At 62.7% G+C, this 22,100-nt stretch carries 24 protein-coding genes; 20 read left to right on the forward strand and 4 right to left on the reverse strand.

Annotation, left to right across the window (positions count from 1 at the left end):
- Positions 1-87 precede the first annotated feature (87 nt).
- The 13 genes from ACIBG0_RS05875 (at position 88) to ACIBG0_RS05935 (ending at position 11,066) form a co-directional block, all read left to right on the forward strand.
- Positions 88-1,218, forward strand: a complete 1,131-nt coding sequence (locus ACIBG0_RS05875; RefSeq protein WP_397030230.1) for a cytochrome P450 — start codon at positions 88-90, stop codon at positions 1,216-1,218.
- A 32-nt stretch (positions 1,219-1,250) separates the two neighbouring features.
- Positions 1,251-2,087: a mycofactocin-coupled SDR family oxidoreductase gene (locus ACIBG0_RS05880; protein ID WP_397029614.1), complete on the forward strand. Its 837-nt coding sequence runs from the start codon at positions 1,251-1,253 to the stop codon at positions 2,085-2,087.
- A gap of 14 nt (positions 2,088-2,101) precedes the next feature.
- Entirely contained in the window at positions 2,102-3,088 is a 987-nt protein-coding gene (locus ACIBG0_RS05885; RefSeq protein ID WP_397029616.1) for an NAD-dependent epimerase/dehydratase family protein, read from the forward strand.
- Positions 3,089-3,116: 28 nt separating this feature from the next.
- On the forward strand, positions 3,117-4,121 hold the full coding sequence (locus ACIBG0_RS05890) for a LacI family DNA-binding transcriptional regulator (protein WP_397029617.1): 1,005 nt from the start codon (positions 3,117-3,119) through the stop codon (positions 4,119-4,121).
- A gap of 566 nt (positions 4,122-4,687) precedes the next feature.
- The gene (locus ACIBG0_RS05895; RefSeq protein ID WP_397030231.1) at positions 4,688-5,035 is read left to right on the forward strand and encodes an Lsr2 family protein; all 348 of its coding nucleotides are present in this window, start codon (positions 4,688-4,690) and stop codon (positions 5,033-5,035) included.
- Positions 5,036-5,130: 95 nt separating this feature from the next.
- Entirely contained in the window at positions 5,131-5,466 is a 336-nt protein-coding gene (locus ACIBG0_RS05900) for a hypothetical protein (protein ID WP_397029618.1), read from the forward strand.
- 186 nt (positions 5,467-5,652) lie between these two features.
- Complete coding sequence (locus ACIBG0_RS05905; RefSeq protein ID WP_397029620.1) at positions 5,653-6,075, forward strand: phage holin family protein; 423 nt, start codon at positions 5,653-5,655, stop codon at positions 6,073-6,075.
- A gap of 2 nt (positions 6,076-6,077) precedes the next feature.
- Entirely contained in the window at positions 6,078-6,437 is a 360-nt protein-coding gene (locus ACIBG0_RS05910; RefSeq protein ID WP_397029622.1) for a DUF3618 domain-containing protein, read from the forward strand.
- A gap of 224 nt (positions 6,438-6,661) precedes the next feature.
- Positions 6,662-7,207 carry a hypothetical protein gene (locus tag ACIBG0_RS05915; RefSeq protein WP_397029623.1) on the forward strand — a complete coding sequence of 182 codons (546 nt, stop codon included), beginning with the start codon at positions 6,662-6,664 and terminating at the stop codon, positions 7,205-7,207.
- Positions 7,208-7,466: 259 nt separating this feature from the next.
- Entirely contained in the window at positions 7,467-8,111 is a 645-nt protein-coding gene (locus ACIBG0_RS05920; protein WP_397029625.1) for an ABC transporter permease, read from the forward strand.
- A complete protein-coding gene (locus ACIBG0_RS05925) occupies positions 8,108-9,358 on the forward strand; it encodes an ATP-binding cassette domain-containing protein (protein WP_397029627.1) in 1,251 nt (416 codons plus the stop codon). The genes ACIBG0_RS05920 and ACIBG0_RS05925 overlap by 4 nt, the downstream gene beginning before the upstream one ends.
- Positions 9,355-10,092 carry an ABC transporter permease gene (locus ACIBG0_RS05930; RefSeq protein ID WP_397029629.1) on the forward strand — a complete coding sequence of 246 codons (738 nt, stop codon included), beginning with the start codon at positions 9,355-9,357 and terminating at the stop codon, positions 10,090-10,092. Before ACIBG0_RS05925 ends, ACIBG0_RS05930 begins: the two co-directional genes overlap by 4 nt.
- Positions 10,089-11,066, forward strand: coding sequence for a glycine betaine ABC transporter substrate-binding protein (locus ACIBG0_RS05935; protein WP_397029631.1), 978 nt, complete (start codon positions 10,089-10,091; stop codon positions 11,064-11,066). Before ACIBG0_RS05930 ends, ACIBG0_RS05935 begins: the two co-directional genes overlap by 4 nt.
- Here ACIBG0_RS05935 and ACIBG0_RS05940 read toward each other — a convergent pair whose 3' ends face one another.
- Positions 11,067-11,870 carry a hypothetical protein gene (locus tag ACIBG0_RS05940; RefSeq protein ID WP_397029633.1) on the reverse strand — a complete coding sequence of 268 codons (804 nt, stop codon included), beginning with the start codon at positions 11,868-11,870 and terminating at the stop codon, positions 11,067-11,069.
- A 156-nt stretch (positions 11,871-12,026) separates the two neighbouring features.
- On the opposite strand from ACIBG0_RS05940, the gene ACIBG0_RS05945 reads away from it, so the two are divergent.
- The 5 genes from ACIBG0_RS05945 (at position 12,027) to ACIBG0_RS05965 (ending at position 17,472) form a co-directional block, all read left to right on the forward strand.
- The gene (locus ACIBG0_RS05945) at positions 12,027-12,197 is read left to right on the forward strand and encodes a DUF5670 family protein (RefSeq protein WP_397029635.1); all 171 of its coding nucleotides are present in this window, start codon (positions 12,027-12,029) and stop codon (positions 12,195-12,197) included.
- A gap of 688 nt (positions 12,198-12,885) precedes the next feature.
- The gene (locus tag ACIBG0_RS05950; protein ID WP_397029638.1) at positions 12,886-14,352 is read left to right on the forward strand and encodes an MDR family MFS transporter; all 1,467 of its coding nucleotides are present in this window, start codon (positions 12,886-12,888) and stop codon (positions 14,350-14,352) included.
- A 183-nt stretch (positions 14,353-14,535) separates the two neighbouring features.
- Positions 14,536-15,000 carry an NUDIX domain-containing protein gene (locus ACIBG0_RS05955; RefSeq protein WP_397029640.1) on the forward strand — a complete coding sequence of 155 codons (465 nt, stop codon included), beginning with the start codon at positions 14,536-14,538 and terminating at the stop codon, positions 14,998-15,000.
- Positions 15,001-15,280: 280 nt separating this feature from the next.
- Entirely contained in the window at positions 15,281-16,480 is a 1,200-nt protein-coding gene (locus ACIBG0_RS05960; protein ID WP_397029641.1) for a DNA sulfur modification protein DndB, read from the forward strand.
- 272 nt (positions 16,481-16,752) lie between these two features.
- Positions 16,753-17,472, forward strand: a complete 720-nt coding sequence (locus ACIBG0_RS05965; RefSeq protein ID WP_397029642.1) for a nucleotidyltransferase domain-containing protein — start codon at positions 16,753-16,755, stop codon at positions 17,470-17,472.
- Between the two features lie 310 nt (positions 17,473-17,782).
- Here the strand turns inward: ACIBG0_RS05965 and ACIBG0_RS05970 are convergent, their stop codons facing one another.
- On the reverse strand, positions 17,783-18,124 hold the full coding sequence (locus ACIBG0_RS05970; protein WP_397029644.1) for a helix-turn-helix domain-containing protein: 342 nt from the start codon (positions 18,122-18,124) through the stop codon (positions 17,783-17,785).
- Positions 18,121-18,504 carry a type II toxin-antitoxin system RelE/ParE family toxin gene (locus ACIBG0_RS05975; protein ID WP_397029645.1) on the reverse strand — a complete coding sequence of 128 codons (384 nt, stop codon included), beginning with the start codon at positions 18,502-18,504 and terminating at the stop codon, positions 18,121-18,123. Before ACIBG0_RS05975 ends, ACIBG0_RS05970 begins: the two co-directional genes overlap by 4 nt.
- Before the next feature lie 888 nt (positions 18,505-19,392).
- On the opposite strand from ACIBG0_RS05975, the gene ACIBG0_RS05980 reads away from it, so the two are divergent.
- On the forward strand, positions 19,393-19,791 hold the full coding sequence (locus tag ACIBG0_RS05980; protein ID WP_397029647.1) for a hypothetical protein: 399 nt from the start codon (positions 19,393-19,395) through the stop codon (positions 19,789-19,791).
- Positions 19,775-20,392 carry a 2'-5' RNA ligase family protein gene (locus ACIBG0_RS05985; RefSeq protein WP_397029649.1) on the forward strand — a complete coding sequence of 206 codons (618 nt, stop codon included), beginning with the start codon at positions 19,775-19,777 and terminating at the stop codon, positions 20,390-20,392. Before ACIBG0_RS05980 ends, ACIBG0_RS05985 begins: the two co-directional genes overlap by 17 nt.
- Positions 20,393-20,611: 219 nt before the next feature.
- Here the strand turns inward: ACIBG0_RS05985 and ACIBG0_RS05990 are convergent, their stop codons facing one another.
- Positions 20,612-22,090 (reverse strand): aldehyde dehydrogenase, encoded by a 1,479-nt coding sequence (locus ACIBG0_RS05990; protein ID WP_397029651.1) that lies wholly within the window; start codon positions 22,088-22,090, stop codon positions 20,612-20,614.
- Between the last annotated feature and the right edge of the window lie 10 nt (positions 22,091-22,100).

Below are 22,100 nucleotides of genomic sequence, written 5' to 3' on the forward strand. Positions count from 1 at the left end.
GAGGGGTGAATCTCCGTGACCACCAGTGCAATCAACGACATCTACTACGACCCTTACGATATCCAACTCAATGCCGATCCCTACCCGATGTTCAAGCGGCTCCGCGAAGAACTGCCCATCTATTACAACGAGCAGCACGACTTCTACGCGATCAGCCGGTGGGCCGATGTGAATGCCGGACTGCTCGATACGGGCACCTACAGTTCCGCACGTGGAGCCATCCTCGAGCTGATCAAGGCCGGAATCGAGATGCCGCCCGGAATTCTGATCTTCGAGGATCCGCCGGTTCACGACATCCACCGAAAGCTGTTGTCGCGCATGTTCACTCCGCGCAAGATCCGGGAACTCGAGGACAAGATTCGCCAATTCTGTGTCCGCAGCCTCGATCCATTGGTCGGCACCGGTCGGCTGGACTTCATCGCCGATATCGGCGCGCAGATGCCGATGCGCACCATCGGCATGCTGCTCGGCATTCCCGAGGAGGATCAGGAAGCGATCCGCGACTTCGCGAACGAGCAGATGCGGACCGAGGAGGGCAAGCCGATGAAGGCGGCCTCCGAGGGACTGGCCACTGGCGACATATTCTCCGCCTATATCGATTGGCGTGCCGAGCATCCCTCCGACGACATCATGACCGAGCTGCTCAACGTGGAGTTCGAGGACGAGAACGGAGTCGTGCGGCGACTGACCCGCGATGAATTGCTGATCTACGTGAACGTGGTTGCCGGTGCCGGTAATGAGACCACGACGAGGCTGATCGGTTGGGCGGGTAAGGTTCTCGCCGAACATCCCGACCAGCGGCGTGAACTGGTCGAGAACCCGCGGCTCATTCCGAACGCGGTCGAGGAACTGCTCCGTTTCGAGCCCCCCGCACCGCACGTCGCGCGCTATGTGACTCGGGATGTCGAACTGCACGGCCGGACGGTTCCGGAGGGCAGCGTCATGATGATGCTCATCGGGGCGGCGAACCGCGACCACCGGCAATTCCCAGCGGACGGCGATGTTTTCGATATCCATCGCGACACCCGCCAACACCTGACCTTCAGCGTGGGCACGCACTACTGCATGGGGTCGGCGCTGGCTCGGTTGGAGGGCCGGATCGCGCTGGAGGAGATCTTGGCGCGCTTCCCCGAGTGGGAGGTCGATATGGCCAGCGCCAAATTGTCGCCCACCTCGACCGTCCGCGGTTGGGAAACGTTGCCCGCCTTCACATCCTGACCGACGAATCAACACAACGAATAGAGGTAATCATGACCGGACGGGTCGAAGGAAAGGTCGCATTCATCACCGGCGCGGCGCGTGGCCAGGGTCGCAGCCACGCCGTGCGGCTGGCGCAGGAAGGCGCCGACATCATTGCCATCGACGTCTGCAAACAGCTGGATAGGGTGCCCTTTCCGATGCCGACGCCGCAAGACTTGGCGACCACGGCCGATCTCGTCAAGGCCGAAGGCCGGCGCGTCGTCACCGCCGAGGTCGACGTGCGTGACTATGCGGCGCTGAAGGGGGCGGTGGATAGTGGCGTCGAGCAGCTGGGCCGACTCGACATCATCATCGCGAACGCGGGCCTCGCCAACCAGGGTGGTCAGCTGGTCGATCTCGAGGAAGACCTCTGGGAGGACATGATCGGAGTGAACCTCGGTGGGGTGTGGAAGAGCGTGAAAGCTGCTGTGCCGCATATGATCGCGGCTGGCCGTGGCGGCTCGATCATCCTCACCAGCTCGGTCGGCGGTCTCAAGGCGTACCCGCAGGTCGGGCACTATGTCGCGGCCAAGCACGGTGTCGTCGGCCTCATGCGAACCTTCGCCGTCGAGTTGGGCCAGCATATGATCCGGGTCAATTCGGTGCATCCCACGCACGTCAACACAGACATGCTCTTGAACGAGGGAACTTTCAAGCTGTTCCGCCCCGACCTGGAGAATCCGGGCCCGAAGGATCTCGAGCCGATCTGCCAGATGTTCCATACCCTGCCGGTGCCGTGGGTCGAGGCGAGCGACATCAGTAATGCGGTTCTCTACCTGGCCTCCGATGAATCCCGCTACGTGACCGGCGTACCTTTGCCGATCGACGCGGGCAGCATGCTGAAGTAGGTATGTCGGCGGCTATGACACAGAAGAAGCTGGTCATCGGGGCCAGCGGTTTCCTGGGCAGCCACGTCACCCGTCGGTTGGCGGCCGATGGCGCGGACGTACGGGTGATGCTGCGCCCCTCGAGTTCGACGTTGGGGATCGATGACCTCGATGTCGAACGCGTTTACGGTGACGTCTTCGACGACGTCGCACTGCGCTCGGCGATGAAGGGGTGTGACGTCGTCTACTACTGTGTCGTGGACGCGCGGATGTGGTTGCGCGATCCGGCACCCCTGTTCCGCACCAATGTCGAGGGTTTACGGCATGTGCTGGACGCCGCGGTCGCGGCCGGTCCGGACAAATTCGTCTTCACAAGTACCGCCGGAACGCTGGCCATCAGCAACGAGCGCCCGGTCACCGAGGAAGACCCGCACAATTGGGACGATGGCGGTCCCTACATCGCGGCCAGAGTCGCGGCCGAGGATCTCGTGATGCGCTACGTCAGGGAGAAGTCCCTTCCGGCAGTGGCCATGTGCGTCTCCACAACCTATGGCCCCGGCGACTGGGGGCCGACACCGCACGGTTCGGTGATCGCCCGGGTTGCCGCCGGGCGGTTCCCGTTCTATCTCGACTTCTCCTCGGAGGTGGTCGGCATCGAGGACGCCGCCCGTGCGATGGTCCTCGCGGGCACCCACGGCCGTCCCGGCGAGCGGTACATCATTTCCGAGCGCTACATGAGCAGCCGCGAGGTCCACGAGATCGCCGCTGCTGCGGTGGGAGCCCGCGCACCGCGCATCGGCTTGCCGCTGGGAGTGCTCTACTTCGCTGCCCGCGGCAACGACCTCGCCGCCCGTCTGTTGAACCGCGATCTCCCATTCGCCACAGTCGGTGTGCGCATGGCCGAATTGATGTCGCCGCTCGACCACAGCAAGGCCGAGCGCGAACTCGGGTGGAAGCCCGAGCCGGTCGAGAATTCGATTCGCCGAGCCGCGGAGTTCTTCGAACACCGCCGACGGGGATGAACGGGGAGCGGCGTGCCATCATGAGGCCATGGCCGCTGGTGAGGGTGACGCGCCGAGCGTCGAGGACAGGATTGCGCGGCCTACGAACGCCGATGTCGCGCGGCTGGCGAAGGTATCGACCGCGACGGTCAGCTATGTCCTGAATAATGCCGAGGGTAAGCGGATTTCGGCGCGAACCCGGGAGGCCGTCTACGCCGCCGCCCAACAGTTGGGGTATCGGCCGAATGTCGCCGCGCGGAATCTGGCTCGGGGCAAGGGCGGCGTGGTGCTGTATGTGGTGCCGCGGGTGGCGGTCGGTGACATGCCGATCGAAGCCGGTAACCGGATGACCACCGAACTCGCCCGCCACGGGTTGTTGCAGGTGCAGATCTTCCAGACCGAGGACGATCAGCAGGTCGTCGATGCCATCGGCAATCTCGATCCGATCGCGGTCGTCAGCATGTTTCCGCTGAGCACCCGGGTGCGCACCGCGGTTCGAGCGGCGAAGGTGCCGCATATCGAGATCGGACTGCTGCCCGCGCTCGGGGATCCGCTGCTGTCGGTCGGCGCATTGCGTGTCGGGCATCTGGTCTCGCGTGGGCACCGCAAGATCGCCTTTGCCTATACCGGAATCGCGAAATGGCGTGCCTTGGGCGACTATTGGTTCGAGGGCGTCGAGCGGGCGGCACGCATGCACGATCTGCCGTCCATCAGCGTCGGCGAGGTCACTCCGGACAATGTCGCCGCCGTAGCGGCGGGGTGGGTGCGCGACGGTGTGACCGCCGTGTGCGCGCAGAGCGACGAGATCGCTGGCCTGGTGCTGTTCGGTATCCGCGAGGCCGGACTCCGCTGTCCCGACGACCTCGCCGTCATCGGCGTGGACGCCAACCCCATGGGAGCGTTCAGTTCACCTCCTTTGACCACCGTGGAGTTCGATCCCACCGCGGTCGCCACCGCCGCGATCGCGGCAGTCCTCGCCGAGTTGGGGTATCAGGTGCCATCGGCTCATGAGCCCACCGACATCGCCCGCCTCGTCGTGCGCGCCTCGACGTAGACTGCGTGCTCGGATCATCGCCTCTCGATAATCTTCACCGCAGGACGGTTCGAATCCGAGCCTACGTGCGGACCCGAATCGCTTGGGCTCAGATGTAGGCACACTCGACCTCGGCGACAGTCCGTCCTCGTGCAATGTCTCAATTTCTTTGCCAACCGAACTTGCTCGGTGCACGGTCGGTGTTTTCCGCTTCGGTGAATTCGTGGCCTTCGAGGGTCGATATGCCCGAATTGTTCATGATCCTGGTTTCGTCGGCGTCGATTGCTTTGCGGTACCGCCATTCGGGCTCGCGAAATTCTTGCCCACGTCGAGCAATGCACGATACCGGACATCGCGTCGGTATTGCCTGCTGCGTCGGCCTTCGGAACAAGTCTTCGGATTCGGCGAGATGGCCTCGTTCGAAGTCCGTGTCTCGCCACCGCAGCATCGTGCCTTGTCTGGCGATCCGGTTATGCAGTGGTGAACCGAGATCCCATCATGTTTCTGGTGGTACCCGACACCGCATAAACGGGTCATTCGGTACGATCAATATGCCGAAGAATTGCTCACACATGAAGGGCTGGCTCATGGCAAGGAAAGTGACCGTTACCATGGTCGATGATTTGGATGGCACGTCGAAAGCCGAGGAGACCGTTCTGTTCTCCCTTGACGGCGTTACCTACGAGATTGATCTGTCGAAAAAGAATGCCGGAAAGCTGCGTGCCAACCTGGATCCTTGGGCGGAGAAGGCCCGCAGGACCGGTCGGGTGAAGGCCGGGGCCAAGGCCAGAGGTGGCAAAGACTTTCGGTCGCCGGTGGATCGGGAACAGTCGCTCGCTATCCGCGAATGGGCCCGTAAAAACGGCCACCAGGTATCGGCGCGGGGCCGGATCTCCGCCGATATCGTCGCCGCCTACAACGCGGCCAAGAAGTAATCCGTCCTCGACGCGCTGCCAATTCGTCGCTCGTTCGTATCCGAGGAAGCCGGGTGCCGAGAGGCGCACCTCGAATTCGACGGTCGGCGGCGGGAATGGCGAGATTTCCGCCGCAGACGATCGCGAACTTCGTTGTCACCACAGGCGGCGAAGTCTTGCGGCTGCAACAAGCGGGCAACGCCAACGCGCTGGCGGTCCGCCAGGCCTTGGGACGGCGCTCGGACGAGGCGCTGGCGGCATTCGACGCCAGGGGTGAGATCGGAGTGCTGGGCGTGCCGACTCGAACTGACACGGTGGAGGGACTCAGCGAACTCGTGCGGAGCGGGTGCGTGGAGCCACTGCGCAAGGGTGGGAAGGTATTTCGGAACATAGAGCTCTGCAGGCTGCCCGCAACGGCCGGGCTGTCGGTAGCCGATCACCTCATCGGGTGAGCTGGTGAGGGTGCTCTGCGGCGGGTCGTCATCGGCACGGATCAGAGTCCGCGATGGAATCCTGGTGCCCGCATCGGGCAGCGCGGCCCACCATCAAGACCATTCGGCCGGCGGGGGGTTTGAAAGTGGCAAAGTGGGCCAATTCGGTCGTATCCGGAGCTTTATCCCGAGTACCTAGGAATTGCCATGACCGAAACACCCACCGGGTCGTATATCGAAACCTCGCCCACGCAGACACGGTCGGTTATCGAGCTCGTCAACGAGGCGACCGAGCAAATGGCCCACCTGATCCGCGACGAGATCAAGCTCGCCGAACTGGAGGTGCAAAGCAAAGGCAAACGTCTGGGGCGCGGCGCGGTCGTGACCGGTGCCGGGGCGCTCACGGCGTGCTACGGCGGCGGCGCTGTCATCGCGGCGGCGATCATCGCCCTCGCTGGTCCGCTGTCAGGCTGGGCCGCGGCACTGATCGTCGGAGTGGTACTGCTGCTCGTCGGCGCCGGCTTGGCCCTCATCGGCAAGAGGGACCTGCAGAAGGCGGTCCCGCCGGTCCCGCAGGAGGCGATCACCGGCGTACAGCGAGATATCCATGCAATCAAGATCGGAGGATAGCGATGAGTGATGAGAGCAAACCCGCACTCGAATCGCCCGAGGCGCAACTGCTGCGCGCCGACCGCGACCTGACCAGACAAGAGCTGGGACAGACCGTGGCGGAACTGACCGACAAGCTCGATGTGAAGGGTAGAGCCGAGGCGGAATTGCATCAGACCGCCGACAACGCCCGGGCGAAGGTGCACCATGCAGCCGAAGCCGTGCGTGATAAGCGGGAGAAAGTCGGCGCGGCAACTCAAGACCGCGCCGTGCAATTCGCCGCCGTGACGCGTAGTCGCCCGCTGCCACTCGCCGCCGGGGCCACCGCCGCCATCGCGGCCTTGGTGACCTGGCTGATACTGCGTGGTCGACGCAATCGGTGAGCGCCTGAATACTCCACTTGCTGTCCGCTGACACCTTTGAGCACCGGAGATGTTGGGCGGCAAGGTGATCGGAACCCGCCCTGGTCCGAATCGGATCCCGCCGGGGTTGCTCATGGACGGTACTATTACCTTCGATCACAGATGTGGTCGACTGAATCACGTGGCCCGGCACGGGCTTTCGGCACGTGTCGGCGCGCGACAGCCGATGAAATGTGGGGAAAACCATGAGTGCCACCAAGTTCGCCGCCACCGCCCTGCTCGCGATCGGTGCGACCGGCATCACCGCGGGCGCCGTACAGGCCCAGCCGGTAGCGACCGAGACCACCGTGCGGGCAACCGATCACGGCATCAACTTCATCACCGCACCGACAGCAGACCGCCGTGGTGTCAGCACCACCGTCGAGGCCGGACGGTTCACCGTGGCCGCCGATGCTCTTTCGATCACTCTCACCGACGCCGCTGGCAATGCGGTGACCTCGATACCGCTGGGAGTGCGGACCGCAGCCGGGACCGTCGCCCTGACGCCGGAGATCGCCAACGACGGCCGAACCCTCACCCTCACAGCACAATCCGACACCACGCGGACCGCACAGGCAATCGACGAGGCCTCCGACACCATTGCCCGTAAGCAGTACAACGCCGGGATCGGCGCGCTCGTCGGCGCCGGCATCGGCGCGGTGATCGGCTTCTTCCTCGGTGGAGTCGGTGCCCTCGTCACCATTCCGATCGGCGCCGGCATCGGCGCGCTGATCGGCTACTCCACTCCCTGATCCGGTCCGCGAACACGTCGAGTCCCTGTGTGCGGCTACCGAACGGCGGCGGCACACAGGGACTCGCGCTGTTCGGCCGCGTTCGGTTTCCCTGCACGATAAGCCCGACCGCAACTGGAGTCGTCGGTAATGGAGGGAGCCGATTCACCGCCGCCATCAGGCGGCGTGCGGCAGTTTCGTTTAGTCTTTGATAATTCGCGTGTCCGGTTACTGTGCGCAGGCAGGTACCGACCGGTCTTCGGCTGACGATGGGAATCCCGTGCATTTGTGGAGCTACATCCGAGGACGGGGAGAGACTCTGGCGTTTCTGACATATCAGCATGCCTCCCTGGCATTTCAGACGGTGCTGGTCGGAACTATCGTCGCTGTTCTCATCGCGGTCGCGGTCTATCGGCTTCCGCTGATGTCCGCGCTGTCACTGACCTCGAGCCGGGTCGCGCTGACCATTCCTTCGCTCGCGCTGTTGGCGCTGCTGCTGGTCCCATTCGGACTCGGCGTGGTTCCGTCGTTCATCATGCTGGCCTTCTTCGCGGCATTGCCGGTGATCGGAAACGCGATCGTCGGTTTGCGGTCGGTGCCGGCCGCGGTCGTCGAATCCGCACGCGGGATCGGCTTTTCGCGATGGCGCATTCTGCTGACCGTCGAGTTGCCGATTGCGTGGCCGGTGATCCTCACCGGCATCAGGGTGTCCACCCAGATGATCGTCGGCGTCGCCGCCATTGTGGCCTATGTTCTCGGACCCGGCCTCGGGTCGCTGATCTTCAACGGCCTTTCGCGGCTCGGTGGCGCGAACGCGCTCGAAATGGCGCTGACCGGCACCATTCTCATCGTCCTCATCGCGTTGGTGTTCGACGCGCTCCTCGTCCTGCTCGGACGCCTCACGATCGCAAAGGGACTGTCATGACCGAACCGGAACGCAATGTCACCGGGGCGTCCATCACGCTGGACTCGGTTGTCAAGCGTTACAAGGGCCAGGAGAAACCGGCGGTCGAACGGCTCGACCTGGAAATCGACGCCGGCCATATCGTCGCCTTCGTCGGCCCGTCCGGCTGCGGTAAGACGACAACACTCAAGATGATCAACCGGTTGATCGAGCCCACCGAAGGCCGGATCTTCATCGGTGGCCGCGACGTCACCCGGGAAGATCCGGACAAGCTGCGGCAGTCGATCGGATATGTCATCCAGTCCGGCGGGCTCTTCCCGCACTGGTCGGTCGCCAAAAATGTCGGCGCCATCCCGCGGGTACTCGGGTGGGACAAGAAGCGGATCGCCGAACGCACCGAGTATCTGCTCGATCTGGTCGGTCTGGACCCGGGCACCTTCGCCGACCGGCTGCCGAAAGATATGTCCGGCGGACAGCAGCAGCGGGTCGGTGTCGCCCGCGCCCTCGCGGCCGACCCGCCGGTCCTGCTCATGGACGAGCCGTTCGGCGCGGTCGATCCGATCACCCGGGTTCGCCTGCAGGACAGTCTGATCGCCATTCAGCACGAACTCGGAAAGACCATCGTGATTGTCACGCACGACTTCGAGGAGGCCACCAAACTCGGTGACAAGGTGCTGATCCTGTCCGAAGGCGGTCACGTCGAGCAGTACGCGCGCCCGGAGGAAATCCTCACTGATCCGGCCACGCCGTTTGTGCGGGAGTTCGTCGGATCCGGCGCGAAGTTGGCGTATCTGACTGTGTCGCGGGTGCGTGATGTCGCCTACGACAAGGTGATCACCGCTCGGGTAGGGGAGTCGGCGCAGGAGGTGATCGGACGCGCGAAGGCGGCCGGGCACACCTGGATCGTCGTCGTCGACGAGGTCGGGCGGCCGCGATCGTGGCCCTCGCTCACCGAGGTCGCAACCAAACCCGAGGTTTCCGACTTCCTCGATCGGCGCTTGCCCGTCGTCGCGCGATCTTCGACCCTCAATGACGCGTTGGACGCCATGCTCGCGACCAGCCAGGGCGCGGCGCTGGTCACCGACGGTCGCGGCGCGGTCGTCGGATCGCTCAGCATCACCTCGGTGACCGAGGTGATCCGGGCCAAACTCGCCGAGGGAACCGGCGATGGCGAGGACCTGTCGTATGAGACGTACATCGATGGCACCGATTCGGCGCCGACACCTGTGGTCGCCGCCGACGAGCCCGGATCGGCCGGGCTCTCATGAATCGCCTGCGCCGCATCCCGATCGACGTGTGGTTCGAACCGCTTGTCATCGGTGTCATCGCGATCGGATACGTCATCTGGTATCGCTCGACCACTTTCACGGGGACAGAACAGGCGTCTCTCGGCTGGGCCAATCTGCAGACCACGATCCTCGCCCACATCAAGCTGACCGTGGTCGCGACGGTGATCGTTGTTGTCGTCGCGATTCCGCTGGGCATCGCACTGACCCGTCCAGCTTTGCAGCGGTTCGAGCCCATCGCCGTCAATATCGCCAATATCGGCCAGGCCGCGCCCGCGGTCGGTCTACTCGTCTTGTTCACCTTCTGGTTGGGCACCGGATTCCGCACGGCGATAGTCGGTCTCGTGGTGTACGCGATCCTGCCGATCCTGCAGAACACGATCGTCGGGCTGCGCCAGGTGGATCAGCGCACGATCGAGGCCGCGCGGGGTATCGGGTTCTCGGGTACGCGGACACTGTTGCAGGTCGAACTTCCGCTCGCGGTGCCGGTGATCCTCAACGGTGTGCGCACCGCGCTGGTCATTCTGGTCGGTACCGCGACGCTCAGTACCTTCATCGGCGCTACCAGCCTCGGCACACTGATCACCACCGGTGTCACCCTCTTCCTACCCAAGCTGCTCATTTCCGGCGCGATCCTCGTCGGGCTGCTCGCATTGATCATCGACTGGCTCGGCAGACTCGTCGAACTGGCCGCGACGCCGCGCGGTGTCTCATGAAATCGCCACTGGTCACGTTTCTTTCGGCGCTCGTCGCGACCACGGCGCTGCTCGCGGGGTGCGGTCTGGTGAGCTCGTCCGGAACATTCCACGACGCGCGGTTGCCCGATGGCGAGCGGCCGCTGGACGGTGCGAAGCTGGTCGTCACCTCGAAGAGCTTCACCGAGGGCATACTGCTCGGCAAGATCACCGCGACCTACCTTGCCGCGGCGGGCGCCCATGTCACCGATCTGACCGGAGCGCCGGGTTCCGCATCGTCTCGACAGGCCCAGCTCAACGGCGATGCCGACGTGCTGTGGGAGTACACCGGCACCGGTTGGGTCAACTACCACAACGAGACCGAGACGATTTCGGATCCGAAGCAACTCTGGCAGCGGGTCCACGACATCGAAAAGCGCGACCACGATCTGGAGTGGCTGTCACCGGCCAATTTCAATGACACATACGCCTTCGGCGCATCGACGCCGAATGCCGCACGCCTACAGGTGAAGTCGCTGTCCGATGTGGCCGCGCTCCCGGTGCCCGATCGCACCTTCTGTGTCGACGACGAATTCTTCAGCCGCTCAGATGGTTTCATCCCGATGCTGCACAAGTACGGGATCCCCTACAACGATCCGAACGGTGTGCCCGCCGGAAATGTGACGCGAATGGACGCCGGCGTCGTCTACACGGCGACGGCCAAGGGCGCTCCGTGCAATTTCGGCATGATCTACACCACCGACGGCCGAGTCAAGAACCTGAACCTGGTTGTGCTCGACGACGACAAGAAGTTCTTCCTGCCCTACAGCGGTACCGCGGTCGTGCGCGGCGTCGTCCTCGACCGCTACCCGCAGTTGCGAACCCTGCTCGGCACGATTTCCGAACACCTCACCGACGAGCTGATGCAGGACCTCAACGGCCGCGTCGATATCGACGGCGAGGATCCCGCCGATGTCGCCTACGACTGGCTGAAGAGCGAGAAGCTGATCGAGTAGCTACTCCTCGAGTGGGGGTTGCAGGCTGATGCGATCGGCGAGGGCGTCGACAGCGTCCGCGTCGGCATATGCCTCGGTGGTCAGTTCGAGGAATGCGGCCCAGCGGTTTATCCGTGGCGTCCACCGTTGGATAAACGCGTGGGCATGTTCGAATTCGGCTCTCGTTCCGTTTATTTGTGCGCGTGCCGCTGCTTCGGTTGCCGCTTGGACAGTGTTCTGTGCCAATGCCAATTGTTCCCGACAGTGGTCGGCGTCGGGGACTTCCTCGCGCACGGTGTCGGCCTCGACACGCAGGTTGAGGATGAGTCCGGCCAGTCGTGGGTCGGCCGGTCCCGAGCGTGGGGCGCATCTTCCCGCGGCAATGGCGTTGTCGCGGCGTTCGCGTCGCCGCCGCTCCCGCTTTTCGGCCAACGCCACCTGCTTACGGTAGGTGTCGGTATCGGCGACGGTAACGACAGGGTAGGTCAATGCTGCTGTCGTCGAGAGCATTTCGGCGCCGTTGCCGTCACGAACCCGCATGCTGACCCGGTGCAGCGGCGGGGCCGGGTCGGGTTCGTCTTCGAGGCGGGCATCGAGTACCGCGTTTCGGTACTCGATGATGATGTCCGCGACGACCCGGTCGAACACCGCGGTGCCGACCTCGATGTGGTTGGTGCATGTGCGGCCGGTGCAGTCGTCGGGAATTCCGAATTCCCCGTCACCGGAGTCGACAACGGAATCCCCGGCGGGACCGCTGCCAACGACCTCCCAGTTGTAGGTGTTGGATTGCGCTACCTCGGATCGCTCCACACAGTCCTCGGACATGGGCTGACCGTACTTCATAAAGGGTCCGCGAAGCGGGTGTTTTCCGAAGCGATGGAAACACGACTCGGAGCCGAGGATCGAACCCATCGGCCCGATCGCCGATATCCGTTATTTGTGCTGGTTGCCGGGTATGCGAGCGGCAGGAGGTGAGAAGAAATGGTCGCTCTGTTGCTGGTTCTGCTGCTGGCGCTGATCTTGTTCGGCGTGGGGTTCGCGGTAAAGGCTTTATGGTGGGTTGCGATTGTGGTCCTGGTGCTCTGGGCGCTCGGCTTTGTTTTCCGGTCCGCCGATTCCGCGGGGACCCGCGGTCGCTGGTACCGGTGGTGATGGCTCAGACCACCGGAGTGGGCTGGTGCGCGGATGGGTTCGGAAGTAATCCCGCACGAGCTGATCAGCGCTGATTGATGGGGTAGCGCCGACCAGCGGTTCGGGGGCGATGGGCGGCGAGCCCGCCCATGTGTGCCCGCCGCCGATCAGCGCGTATAGCTCGACAGCGCCGGATTCGGGGCATGGATAGCGGAACAGCACGACCGCGGCGGCGATCTGGCGCTGTTCCGTCTCGCAGCCGTTGGGGTGCGCCCAAGCGACCGCCTGCGCCAGGATGCTCACCGGTCCCCGTCGACACCAATTGCCGGGGGGAGGTTCCTAGCGCGGGCAGAGCGCATCCTGCGGAAGCCACGGGGCCGTTGCGTTCGGCTCTTCGGCTCCTGCCACATTGCCGCCGCACAGGAATGTCGCGGCAGCGACGGGCGCCATCCATATCCGCCGGTAGGACGTTCTTGCGTTTCCGAAACAGACTTCCTGAATATGAGAGACATGTTCTCATTCACATGCCTCGGTGGGGCGGATGTGTCGAATGGATCGGAGCAACGACCGAACTTGTCGGTGGTGACCGCAATACTGGCGCGGCCGATGAATTCGAACCGCCTGTCCCGTCTCAACCACTGTGGCGCGGTCCGAGGAATCGGCAACGCGCCACGCGCAATCCCACCGAGACGCTCTGGAGGTACACCCGATGTCAGCCGAACTTTCCGCCCCCGCCTCGGGAGGGCGGACGCCGACCGTCATCCGGGTACTGGTACTCGCGACCTTCGTGGTGATCCTGAACGAGACCATCATGATCAACGCGATCCCTCGCCTGATGGCCGACCTCGAGGTCACCGAGCGGGCGGCGCAATGGGTGTCCACCGCGTTCATGTTGACAATGGCCGCGGTCATCCCGACCACCGGCTGGTTCCTGCAGCGGGTTTCGACCAGACGGGCCTATGCGGTGGCGATGGGAGTGTTCCTGGCCGGTACCGCGCTATCGGCCGTCGCGCCGTCGTTCGGGGTGCTGCTGCTCGGACGGATCATCCAGGCGGGCGGTACCGCGATCATGATGCCGCTGCTGATGACCACACTCATGACCGTCGTGCCCGAACAGGACCGCGGCCGGGTGATGGGCAATGTCACCCTCGCCATTTCGGTGGCGCCCGCGCTCGGCCCTGTGGTCTCCGGGATGGTGCTCCAGATCGGCTCGTGGCGTTGGCTTTTCGTACTTGTCCTGCCGATCACCGCCGTTGTCACCTGGCTGGGCCTGCGTCGGCTGGAGAATGTCGGTGAACCGCAAGCCGGGGCGATCGACTGGTCCAGCGTGGTGTTCGCCGCACTCGGGTTCGGTGGGCTGGTATTCGGGCTCAGCCGTTTCGAGAGCGACAACTACACCAGCCCGGCCCTGATCGTCGCCGCGGGTTCGGCCCTGATCGCCGTATTCGTCTTCCGTCAGCTGCGGCTGCAGCGCATCGGCACCCCGTTGCTGGATCTGCGAGTCCTGCTGTCCGGCACCTACACGAAGGCACTGGTGCTGATGTCGGTCGCGTTCATGGCGATGCTCGGCTCGATGATCCTGCTGCCGCTGTATCTGCAGAACCTGCGCGGTCTGAGCCCATTGCAGACCGGGCTGCTGGTGATGCCGGGTGGGCTGGCGATGGGTCTGCTCGGGCCGACGGTCGGCCGCCTGTTCGACCGGTTCGGTGGACGGGTTCTGGTCATTCCCGGATCGATCGGAATCGCCGCCGCATTGGCCGGATTCACCCAGATCTCGATGTCCATGCCGTACTGGCAGCTGCTGGCCCTGCACATCCTGCTGATGGTGTCGCTGGCCGCCGCCTTCACCCCCGTCTTCACCCTCGGGCTCGGCGCGCTTCCGCAGCACTTGTACTCGCACGGCAGCTCGATGCTCGGCACGCTGCAGCAGGTCGCCGCAGCCTTCGGCACCGCCCTGGTGGTCACGGTGATGTCGGCCCGCAGCACCGGACTCGTCTCCGACGGCACCGACCCCGTCACGGCCCACCTCGACGGCATGCGCCTGGCCTTCCTGGTCTCCGCCGCTCTGGCACTGATCGTGATCGTCATGGCCGTGCTGCTGCCGAGCCGGGCGGCGGCGGTCCCTGAGGATGCCGAGGAAGTCGACACCGCAGTCCCCGAATTGGTCAAGAGCTGACCACAATTCGGCACGCCGAACCCCTGGTCCGTTTGCGGGCCAGGGGTTTCGGCGTTTCCAAGCCCGTTCGATAAGTCCGACGTATTTTCCGGTGCCATGGTCGGCGTTCGGCTGATCCTGCCCCGGTACTCCCTTGGCGCAAACCCCAGCTCAACGATTATGGACAGAGGGGATTTTCGTTTCATGACTGACGCGACCACCAAGGCTCATGGCTCAGATACTCGGCGACACAAAGTCACTGGCGATGTTCACCTCGTGCTGCGCCGCGGAAGCGACGTCCTTTTCGGCCAGCGCCAGAACACCGGCTACGAGGACGGAGCCTGGCACCTGCCCTCCGGCCACCTGGAAGCTGGCGAATCCGTGATCGACGCCCTGATTCGCGAAGCCGAGGAGGAGATCGGGATCAGCATCGCTCCCAAGGACGTCCACTTCGCCCACATCATGCACAACTCGTCCTCCGGCGGACGAATGGCGTTCTTCTTTTCGGTGCGTTCCTGGGAGGGGGAGCCCCGGAACCGGGAACCAGACAAATGCGCAGAGCTGCAATGGTTTTCAGCCAATGAACCGCCTGATTACATGATCGGCTACTGTCGTGCGGCCATGGCGCACATCGCCAGTGATGGTCCTTTTTCCATCTACGGCTGGTAGCGATCACCAATCCGCCCAGCCGGTGGTGTTCGTCAGCCGGGTTCGATTCGCGCCATGTCCACTTGAAGGCCCGGTACAACAAGGACCGGGCCGTCGTCCTCCTTGCGAGAGGGCCATGTGTCGCGCCTAACGCCGTCAGGTAAAACCAAACGGTCGGTAGCCGCGGTTATGAGATTCTGTACTGAAGTCGACTTCAGTACTTGCGAAGCGGAGCCGCGGCTAGTGCCGTCAAGCATCGTGCCCGGACCAACCGGCACCTGAGTTCCTTCGAAGGAATCCAATGGCTACAGATGCACCTGTCCGAACTGGCTTGCCGGTCAACGTCAAGCAACTCCGCGACAAGGTTGCGATCGGAATTCTCGATTGGGAGAACCTGCTCGCGATCGTGAACGACCCCGAGGTTGTTGAGAAGTCTGCATCGAGCAAGGTTGATCTAGGCCTGGATGAGTATGCAGCGCTTCGGGGTGAGGTTCAAAGGCTGATTGGCAACAAGGCGAGCGCCAAAGCGAAGAATATTGGCCCGTATGCGGACTATATCGCTGCCGGGTTGAAGGGCGAGTTCGGGGATGCATGGTCGACACCGCCGCTTACTCTGTGGTGTCCGCGAACACTTATTGTCGATGCGGACGGCAATACGCTGCTTCCGTTGCGGGATCAGATAATTGCCGTTGACGCCGAAACTCAGCTCACCGCGATGCATCGCATCTGGAAGAACAAGGCAGGCTATGGTCTTGTCGAAACGGACTTTTCCGAAGTAATGGGTGCCTTCGAGATCTACTGGGGTATTGGGACGTTAGCCGCCCGTCAGATATTCCATGATCGGAACTTGAAGGGTGTGTCGGTTGACAAGAGCCTCGCCCTTTCGATGGACCAGAGGGATCTTGCAACCACGATCACACGAAAACTCGTTGACGGTATAATGGTTACGACCGCCGATGGCTCCCAGCCATTCGGTAACTTCGTCAACTCCAGCAAGCGGCAGGTTAGTGCAAACGATGCACACTGGGTGACACTGTCTGCAGTTCGATCCATGGTAGTGACGACGCTTCTTGGTAAAAGCGGAATAGGTGCGACTTCGGGAACGGTCGAGATCGAAGATCTTCCCGGTGAGCTCACGGAAGGTCAGGTCACGCGCGAGGTCATCGATGCCCTCTCTGCTGTCTTGCAGGCCTTCACCGATGCGTTTGCCACCCATTCCGCGATTACAGCACCGGCTGTCCTTGCTGCGCTGGGGGCCGCGGCACATCAGAAGATGAGCTGGGCCGCCGAGAAGTTCCCCTCCTACGTGGACTTCTTGGCTCTGTTGTCGCAGATCCACTGGGATCGGGAGGCAAAATATTGGGATGGAGTTGCTGCAAAGTTGACAGCGACTGGTGCACTCTCGTTTGCTGGAGGCGTTAAGGACTCCGGATACCGGGTCTTCGAGGCGCTCTTGAATCCTGACTCGGTGCCTGGAAAAAGGATACGTGGTCTGAACTAGACGGCTGGGCGTCGCGACGCGGTCGCCGTGAGACGTGTTCCTCGAATCTCGGGCCATGTGATTCTTCACTTCGGCCACTGATGAGTGGTGGCACTGATAGATGTCCCAACCGACCCCACACGCACATCCTTGTCGAGATCTGGCGCGGTGTCCGCAGTGTCGTCGAATCCGAGATCGGCGACATGCGTAGTCGTTCGTTGCCTGGGAAGTTATTTTCGAGACTGGCGGTAGTCCATAGCAACTGAAACATTGCTTAAGGTGGAAGAGGCAATATGAATATCAGCGCGAACGATGAGTTCTCGGATACCGGCGAGGCTATGATTACTGTCCGTGATGTAATGCGTCGCATTTCGGGTCGAGATCTGATTGCGCGCGAGCGCTTCGTAGCTGAATTCACTGCGCGGGACTACGGGAATCGTTCACTATTCCTAGATGATCCGGGGTACGTATTCGATGAACTTGTTCGGCTGAAGTATTTGGAAAAACGTTCAGAACGGATATTCAATTCCATCAATGAAGACCAATATTGCATGACCGTCCTAGGTGGCGCTTTCGCCAATGCCAGCGCAGCGAGGCCGGTCAAGCGCGCTACCGCGGAGAAGGTCCTGGCTGAATTTATGGATCGAGTGCGGACGGTGAACGCAGACCCGTATTCTGTTTGGACTGTGCAGAAGGTGGTGTTGTTCGGATCAATGCTGAATGAGTTGAAGGAAACAGTCGGCGACGTCGATCTCGCGGTTCTGTATCGAAATCACCATGACCGTAGAGACGATGCTGAGCAGACCGGCCACCTCAAGTACAAAGATTGGACCATGACTCCGGTCGATCCTGCTGGACAGTATAAGTTCGAGGCCGACATTAAACGGTTTCTTCGGAGTCGATCCCGTACGTTGTCAGTCGGCAGCCTCGGTAGTGGACTCCAGGAAGACGGTACGATTTGTGGTCTACCTGCCGGCAGCACCCCACACCGGGTTATTTTCGAAGCCGATTAGAACATTGTCTCCCGGGTGTGGTTCGGTTTCGCTGCGTTGAGATCGGTAGTGCTGCACGTTATCCGATCGTGGTCTATACGTTGCCGCAGCCGTTGGTGCCGGAATGTGCCGGTACAGGGCAGCATCTGGAGCAGCTCGACCAGTCGAAGGCCAATGATGTTATGTTGCAGCGGGTGCGCTGGACGAGGGTAAGCCCTTGACCGAAGCCAGCAGAACTTTCTGCGTCATGATTTGACCGAGGCTGAACTCTCGTCCAGTGGTTTACGACGGGAGCCATCCAACGTAGATGAGGCCCCCGAGATAGCCGACTTCAGGCTGCGTCGGTGTGGTGACTGGTGAAGTTCACTAGGGTGTCGTCGGCGTCGAGGGCGATGTTGAGGGTGGCGTCGAGGGCGTCGGCGAGTTTGGCGAGCAGGGGGAGGGTTGGCACGGTGTCGGAGCCTTCGATGCGGGAGATTTTGGCTTGGGTGAGGCCAGCGCGTTCGGCGAGGTCGGCTTGGGTGAGTCCGAGTTCGGTCCGGCGGTCGTAGACGGCTTGGGCCAGTGCCATGGAGAGTCGGATTTCGCGGCGGGCCTCGGTGACTTCGTCGGGTTCGGTGTCGCCCTCTGCGAGTTTGCGTTCCCGGAGGGTCTTCCAGCGTGTGTGGTTCATCGGTCCAGTTCTCCTCTCTCTACTGTGCGAACGAATTCTTGGTGGGCGGGTTCGTGTTCGGCTTGGCAGACTTGTTGAGCGAGTTTCGCGCGTTTAACTTCGGCGTCTTCTCGCATCCGGGTCTTGCGGAACACGGTTAGCAGGATCACTCGCCGTCCTGGTGCGAGCCAGTAGGTGATGCGGATGGCGGCGCCATCAACTGTCGGGCGCAACTCGCGGACCCCGTCACCGAGATATCGGGCGTAGGGCTCGGCGAGCGACTCTGCCTGTTCGGCGAGTAGACCGACATATTCGTCGATCTTGAGGAAGTGTCTGGCTGGCAGCGCCTCCAGCCAGTCCCGCACCTCTGGCTCGATTTCGATGGTGAACAGTTCATCCACAGTACGTACAGTATATGTCGTCAACGACATGCGGCAAGGCGTCGACCGTGTCGATGGTTGACCGCAGTGATCTACCCGCGAACCGTTGTTGCTGACGCAGACGGCAGAATCCCCCCGCCTAGCGATGCGGCCCGCCTTGTGGCCGGATCGCAACCCTGTTGTCTCGTAGCACTTTCGCCACCGTCCGCTTGGCCATGTGGTGCTCCATCTTCAGCTGAGCCATCGGAAACGCCAGCTTCGTACTTGGCCACGATCGTGGCAGCCTCCTCAGTGGTCAACTGCTTCTTCGGTCTCGTGACGGTCGTGACTTGCGTGGTCCGCTTTGCTCGATCCGTTGCCGCAGTTCAGCGAAGTCTTGCAAGATGTCGGTCCGGTTCGAGTAAGTTCCCGCCATGTCCACAAGGTGGTGGTTCATATCCACGGAGGCCGCCGTATCGGAGTGTGCCGCGTGAAAGGCCGAATATCCTGTATCCGCGGGCAGTCGTAGCCCCGACCGGCGCTCGATCGCTCTCCGAGGCGTCCTCGTCGGGGAACTCCGTCACCTCGTCCCAGGGGGCCTGGCTCGGCATCGTCCCCGCCCGGTGTCGTCCCAGCGTGTCCGTCGAACTCCAGTACGCTCCAACCCGGTCACTGAGCACCGCCGTGAATATCACCGAGCCGGGCCACAGAATCCACATGACCGGTATCGCCAACTCAGTCATCCTCGGCCAGCAGTAGATAAGCGGCTTGCAGATGCACGATGCACTCGTCTGGGGGATGGAGGCGAGGTTGCGTCTCGCGATCAATGGTGTTGCACGGGCGAGGGGAAGACTCGGCGATACAGAGGGTGTGCATCGTGCCGTGAGTGAGGCGCACGAGGCGCTGTCACGTCGCAGAGCATCAGAGGGAGTGCCGTCGAGCATTTCTCTTGGTAGTTACAGCTCAGCGCAGATAGCCGGTAATGCGGCCACGGCCTACCTGTCGTTGGCGGCGCCGGAAAGAGTCGAAGAGTATGCCCGCCTTGCCCTGGCTGAAATGAATGAGGCGAACTCCCCCTGGGGTCGTTCGCTGGTGATGATCGACATGGCACGGGCACATGTTCTGACTGATGACGCTGACCTGGACGCGGCGACCGACATCATGCTTGACGCCCTCGATCCCTCCAGAGGTACGCTCATGCTTCAAGTTCAACGTCGAGGTTCGGAGTTCGTGCGTGATGCGACTGTCCGGTGGGGGAACACCTCGGAGCTGCGGATGCTCCGGGACATGCTGACGAGCGTGAATACTCCCGATGAACAGCATGGATAGGCGACCGCGTGAAGGACGTATCGGTCCGCTTGGCTACTACTGGTTCCTCACCTTTGAGCACGCGCCGGACCTTCACGCAGCCGCCAAAGACTGCCAGCAGTCGATAGATACGAGGCTCTTCGACCTGACGCCGGATGACGGCCTTCACCTCACGCTCGACAGGATCGCCCATGACGGTGCGAGTACACCGGAGCAGCGAGCCTCGATCACTGAAGCTGCCAGAAGCGCGTGTGAAGATCAGGCCCCGTTCACCCTGACGATTGAGCGGCTGACCAATCTCCGTGGTGCGATCGGCTTTATCCTTTCGCCCGCCGAGCAGATCAATAACCTTCGAGACACACTGCGCGCAGCAACCCTGTTCGCCTTCCCTGATGCTCCGGTGAAGGACTCGTCGTCCGCGCCACACGTGACGATTGCCTACCCGATGTATGAGGGACTCTCGGCGGAGGCTGCTGCAACGGCGGCTGCTATATACGCGCCGCTCGATGGCGTTGCTGTCACGGTTTCCGACGTGACAATGGTTGCGCTCGAGCGGCGGGGCTGCGGATACCGATGGGACGAGGTGGCATGCCTCTCGCTATCTGGCAAACGCAAAGAGTGAGTAGTGTCTGGCTATAGGACGAAGGCGACGCTTGACCGTGCCCGCGTGACTGCTACGTAGAACTTTGGCACATCTCCGGCGTCATCATTCACCGATGGGTGGCACGGTGATACGGATCCCGCGTGTGCCCACGTCTGAGGTCGATCTCTATGTCGCTCAGATGCTCGTAGCTCAGCTCTACTGCGCCGCCATGTCGGATCGTCGACAGGCCTTGGCGGATCAGCGGATCACGAATGGATTCCCCGCGGGCGCACCGGAATTGATCCAGACCGTCTTGGTTTCGAGATATTCCCGGACGGCGTCGATTCCGTTTTCCCGGCCGATCCCGGAATCTTTGAACCCGCCGAACGGCGCCAGGAAACTGACCGCACGATAGGTGTTGACCCACACGGTGCCCGAGCGAACGCGGTCGGCCATGCGTAGCGCACGGCCGATATCACTGGTCCAGACGCCCGCACCGAGGCCGAAGCGGACATCGTTGGCGAGGGCGACGGCATCGTCTTCGGCGCGAAACGGAATGACGGCGAGGACCGGTCCGAAGACTTCCTCCTGCGCGATGCGCATCCGATTGTCGACGCCGGTGAAGATGGTCGGTTCGATGAACCAACCATTGCCGCATTCCGGACGCGTCGCGACGGCACCGCCCAAAGCCAGTGTGGCGCCGTCCTGTTCGGCGATCCGAAGGTAGTCCAGCACCTTCGTGTATTGCGCGGGTGTGGTGATCGGGCCGACTTGGGTGTCCTCGGACATGGGGTCGCCCATGCGGGCGGTGCGCGCGAGTTCCACTACGCGCGCGACGAATTCGTCGTGAATACTGTCCTGGACCAGCAGGCGCGAGCCGGCGATACAGGTTTGTCCGGTGGCGGCGAAGATGCCGGATACGACGCCGTTGACGGCGGCGTCGAGATCGGCATCGGCGAATACGATATTCGGGGATTTACCGCCCAGTTCGAGACTGACGTGCTTGAGATCGCGGGCGGCAGTTTCGTTGATCCGGCGCCCGGTGAAATCGGATCCGGTGAAGGTGATCTTGCGGACCAGTGGGTGCTCCACGAGCGGTGTGCCGACCTCGGCACCGAAACCGGTCACCACGTTGATCACCCCTGGCGGCACTCCGGCCGCATGGAACAATCTGACCAGTTCGAGCGTGGAGGCGGAGGTGAATTCCGACGGTTTGATCACCACGGTGCAGCCTGCGGCCAAGGCGGGGGCCAGTTTCCAGGTCAGTAGCATCAGTGGGGAGTTCCACGGCGTGATGATGCCGACGACACCGACGGGCTCTTGGCGCGTGTATGCGAAGTAGCCCTTCTTGTCCAGCGGCAGCACCGTTCCCTCGATCTTGTCGGCCAGTCCGCCGTAGTAGTAGAACCACTGCGGCAGATAGCTGAGCTGGCCATACATTTCGGCGAATAATTTGCCGTTGTCGCGGACCTCGAGCTCGGCCAGTCGGTGCGCATGCTCGGCGAGGGTGTCACCGAGGCGGCGCAGCAGTGCGCCGCGAGCGCTCGCGGTGAGTTCCGGCCACGGGCCGCCGGTAAAGGCCCGGTGCGCCGCCCGCACCGCGACGTCGACATCCTCGGTCCCGCCTTCGGCGATGTGAGCCCATGGTTCGCCCAGATACGGGTTGTCGGTGGGGAACCATTCACCGCCGATCGGCTCGTGGTCGTGTCCGTCGATGAACATCGGATACTGCTGCATGGCGAACCTC

Source organism: Nocardia sp. NPDC050630 (assembly GCF_044457245.1).
GTDB lineage: Bacteria > Actinomycetota > Actinomycetes > Mycobacteriales > Mycobacteriaceae > Nocardia.

Coding starts and splice junctions, on each gene's coding strand:
- ACIBG0_RS05875 (WP_397030230.1), top strand. CDS start 88: ATGTTCAAGCGGCTCCGCGAAGAACTGCCCATCTATTACAACGAGCAG.
- ACIBG0_RS05880 (WP_397029614.1), top strand. CDS start 1,251: ATGACCGGACGGGTCGAAGGAAAGGTCGCATTCATCACCGGCGCGGCG.
- ACIBG0_RS05885 (WP_397029616.1), top strand. CDS start 2,102: ATGACACAGAAGAAGCTGGTCATCGGGGCCAGCGGTTTCCTGGGCAGC.
- ACIBG0_RS05890 (WP_397029617.1), top strand. CDS start 3,117: ATGGCCGCTGGTGAGGGTGACGCGCCGAGCGTCGAGGACAGGATTGCG.
- ACIBG0_RS05895 (WP_397030231.1), top strand. CDS start 4,688: ATGGCAAGGAAAGTGACCGTTACCATGGTCGATGATTTGGATGGCACG.
- ACIBG0_RS05900 (WP_397029618.1), top strand. CDS start 5,131: ATGGCGAGATTTCCGCCGCAGACGATCGCGAACTTCGTTGTCACCACA.
- ACIBG0_RS05905 (WP_397029620.1), top strand. CDS start 5,653: ATGACCGAAACACCCACCGGGTCGTATATCGAAACCTCGCCCACGCAG.
- ACIBG0_RS05910 (WP_397029622.1), top strand. CDS start 6,078: ATGAGTGATGAGAGCAAACCCGCACTCGAATCGCCCGAGGCGCAACTG.
- ACIBG0_RS05915 (WP_397029623.1), top strand. CDS start 6,662: ATGAGTGCCACCAAGTTCGCCGCCACCGCCCTGCTCGCGATCGGTGCG.
- ACIBG0_RS05925 (WP_397029627.1), top strand. CDS start 8,108: ATGACCGAACCGGAACGCAATGTCACCGGGGCGTCCATCACGCTGGAC.
- ACIBG0_RS05930 (WP_397029629.1), top strand. CDS start 9,355: ATGAATCGCCTGCGCCGCATCCCGATCGACGTGTGGTTCGAACCGCTT.
- ACIBG0_RS05935 (WP_397029631.1), top strand. CDS start 10,089: ATGAAATCGCCACTGGTCACGTTTCTTTCGGCGCTCGTCGCGACCACG.
- ACIBG0_RS05940 (WP_397029633.1), bottom strand. CDS start 11,870: ATGTCCGAGGACTGTGTGGAGCGATCCGAGGTAGCGCAATCCAACACC.
- ACIBG0_RS05945 (WP_397029635.1), top strand. CDS start 12,027: ATGGTCGCTCTGTTGCTGGTTCTGCTGCTGGCGCTGATCTTGTTCGGC.
- ACIBG0_RS05950 (WP_397029638.1), top strand. CDS start 12,886: ATGTCAGCCGAACTTTCCGCCCCCGCCTCGGGAGGGCGGACGCCGACC.
- ACIBG0_RS05955 (WP_397029640.1), top strand. CDS start 14,536: ATGACTGACGCGACCACCAAGGCTCATGGCTCAGATACTCGGCGACAC.
- ACIBG0_RS05960 (WP_397029641.1), top strand. CDS start 15,281: ATGGCTACAGATGCACCTGTCCGAACTGGCTTGCCGGTCAACGTCAAG.
- ACIBG0_RS05965 (WP_397029642.1), top strand. CDS start 16,753: ATGAATATCAGCGCGAACGATGAGTTCTCGGATACCGGCGAGGCTATG.
- ACIBG0_RS05970 (WP_397029644.1), bottom strand. CDS start 18,124: ATGAACCACACACGCTGGAAGACCCTCCGGGAACGCAAACTCGCAGAG.
- ACIBG0_RS05985 (WP_397029649.1), top strand. CDS start 19,775: ATGAACAGCATGGATAGGCGACCGCGTGAAGGACGTATCGGTCCGCTT.
- ACIBG0_RS05990 (WP_397029651.1), bottom strand. CDS start 22,090: ATGCAGCAGTATCCGATGTTCATCGACGGACACGACCACGAGCCGATC.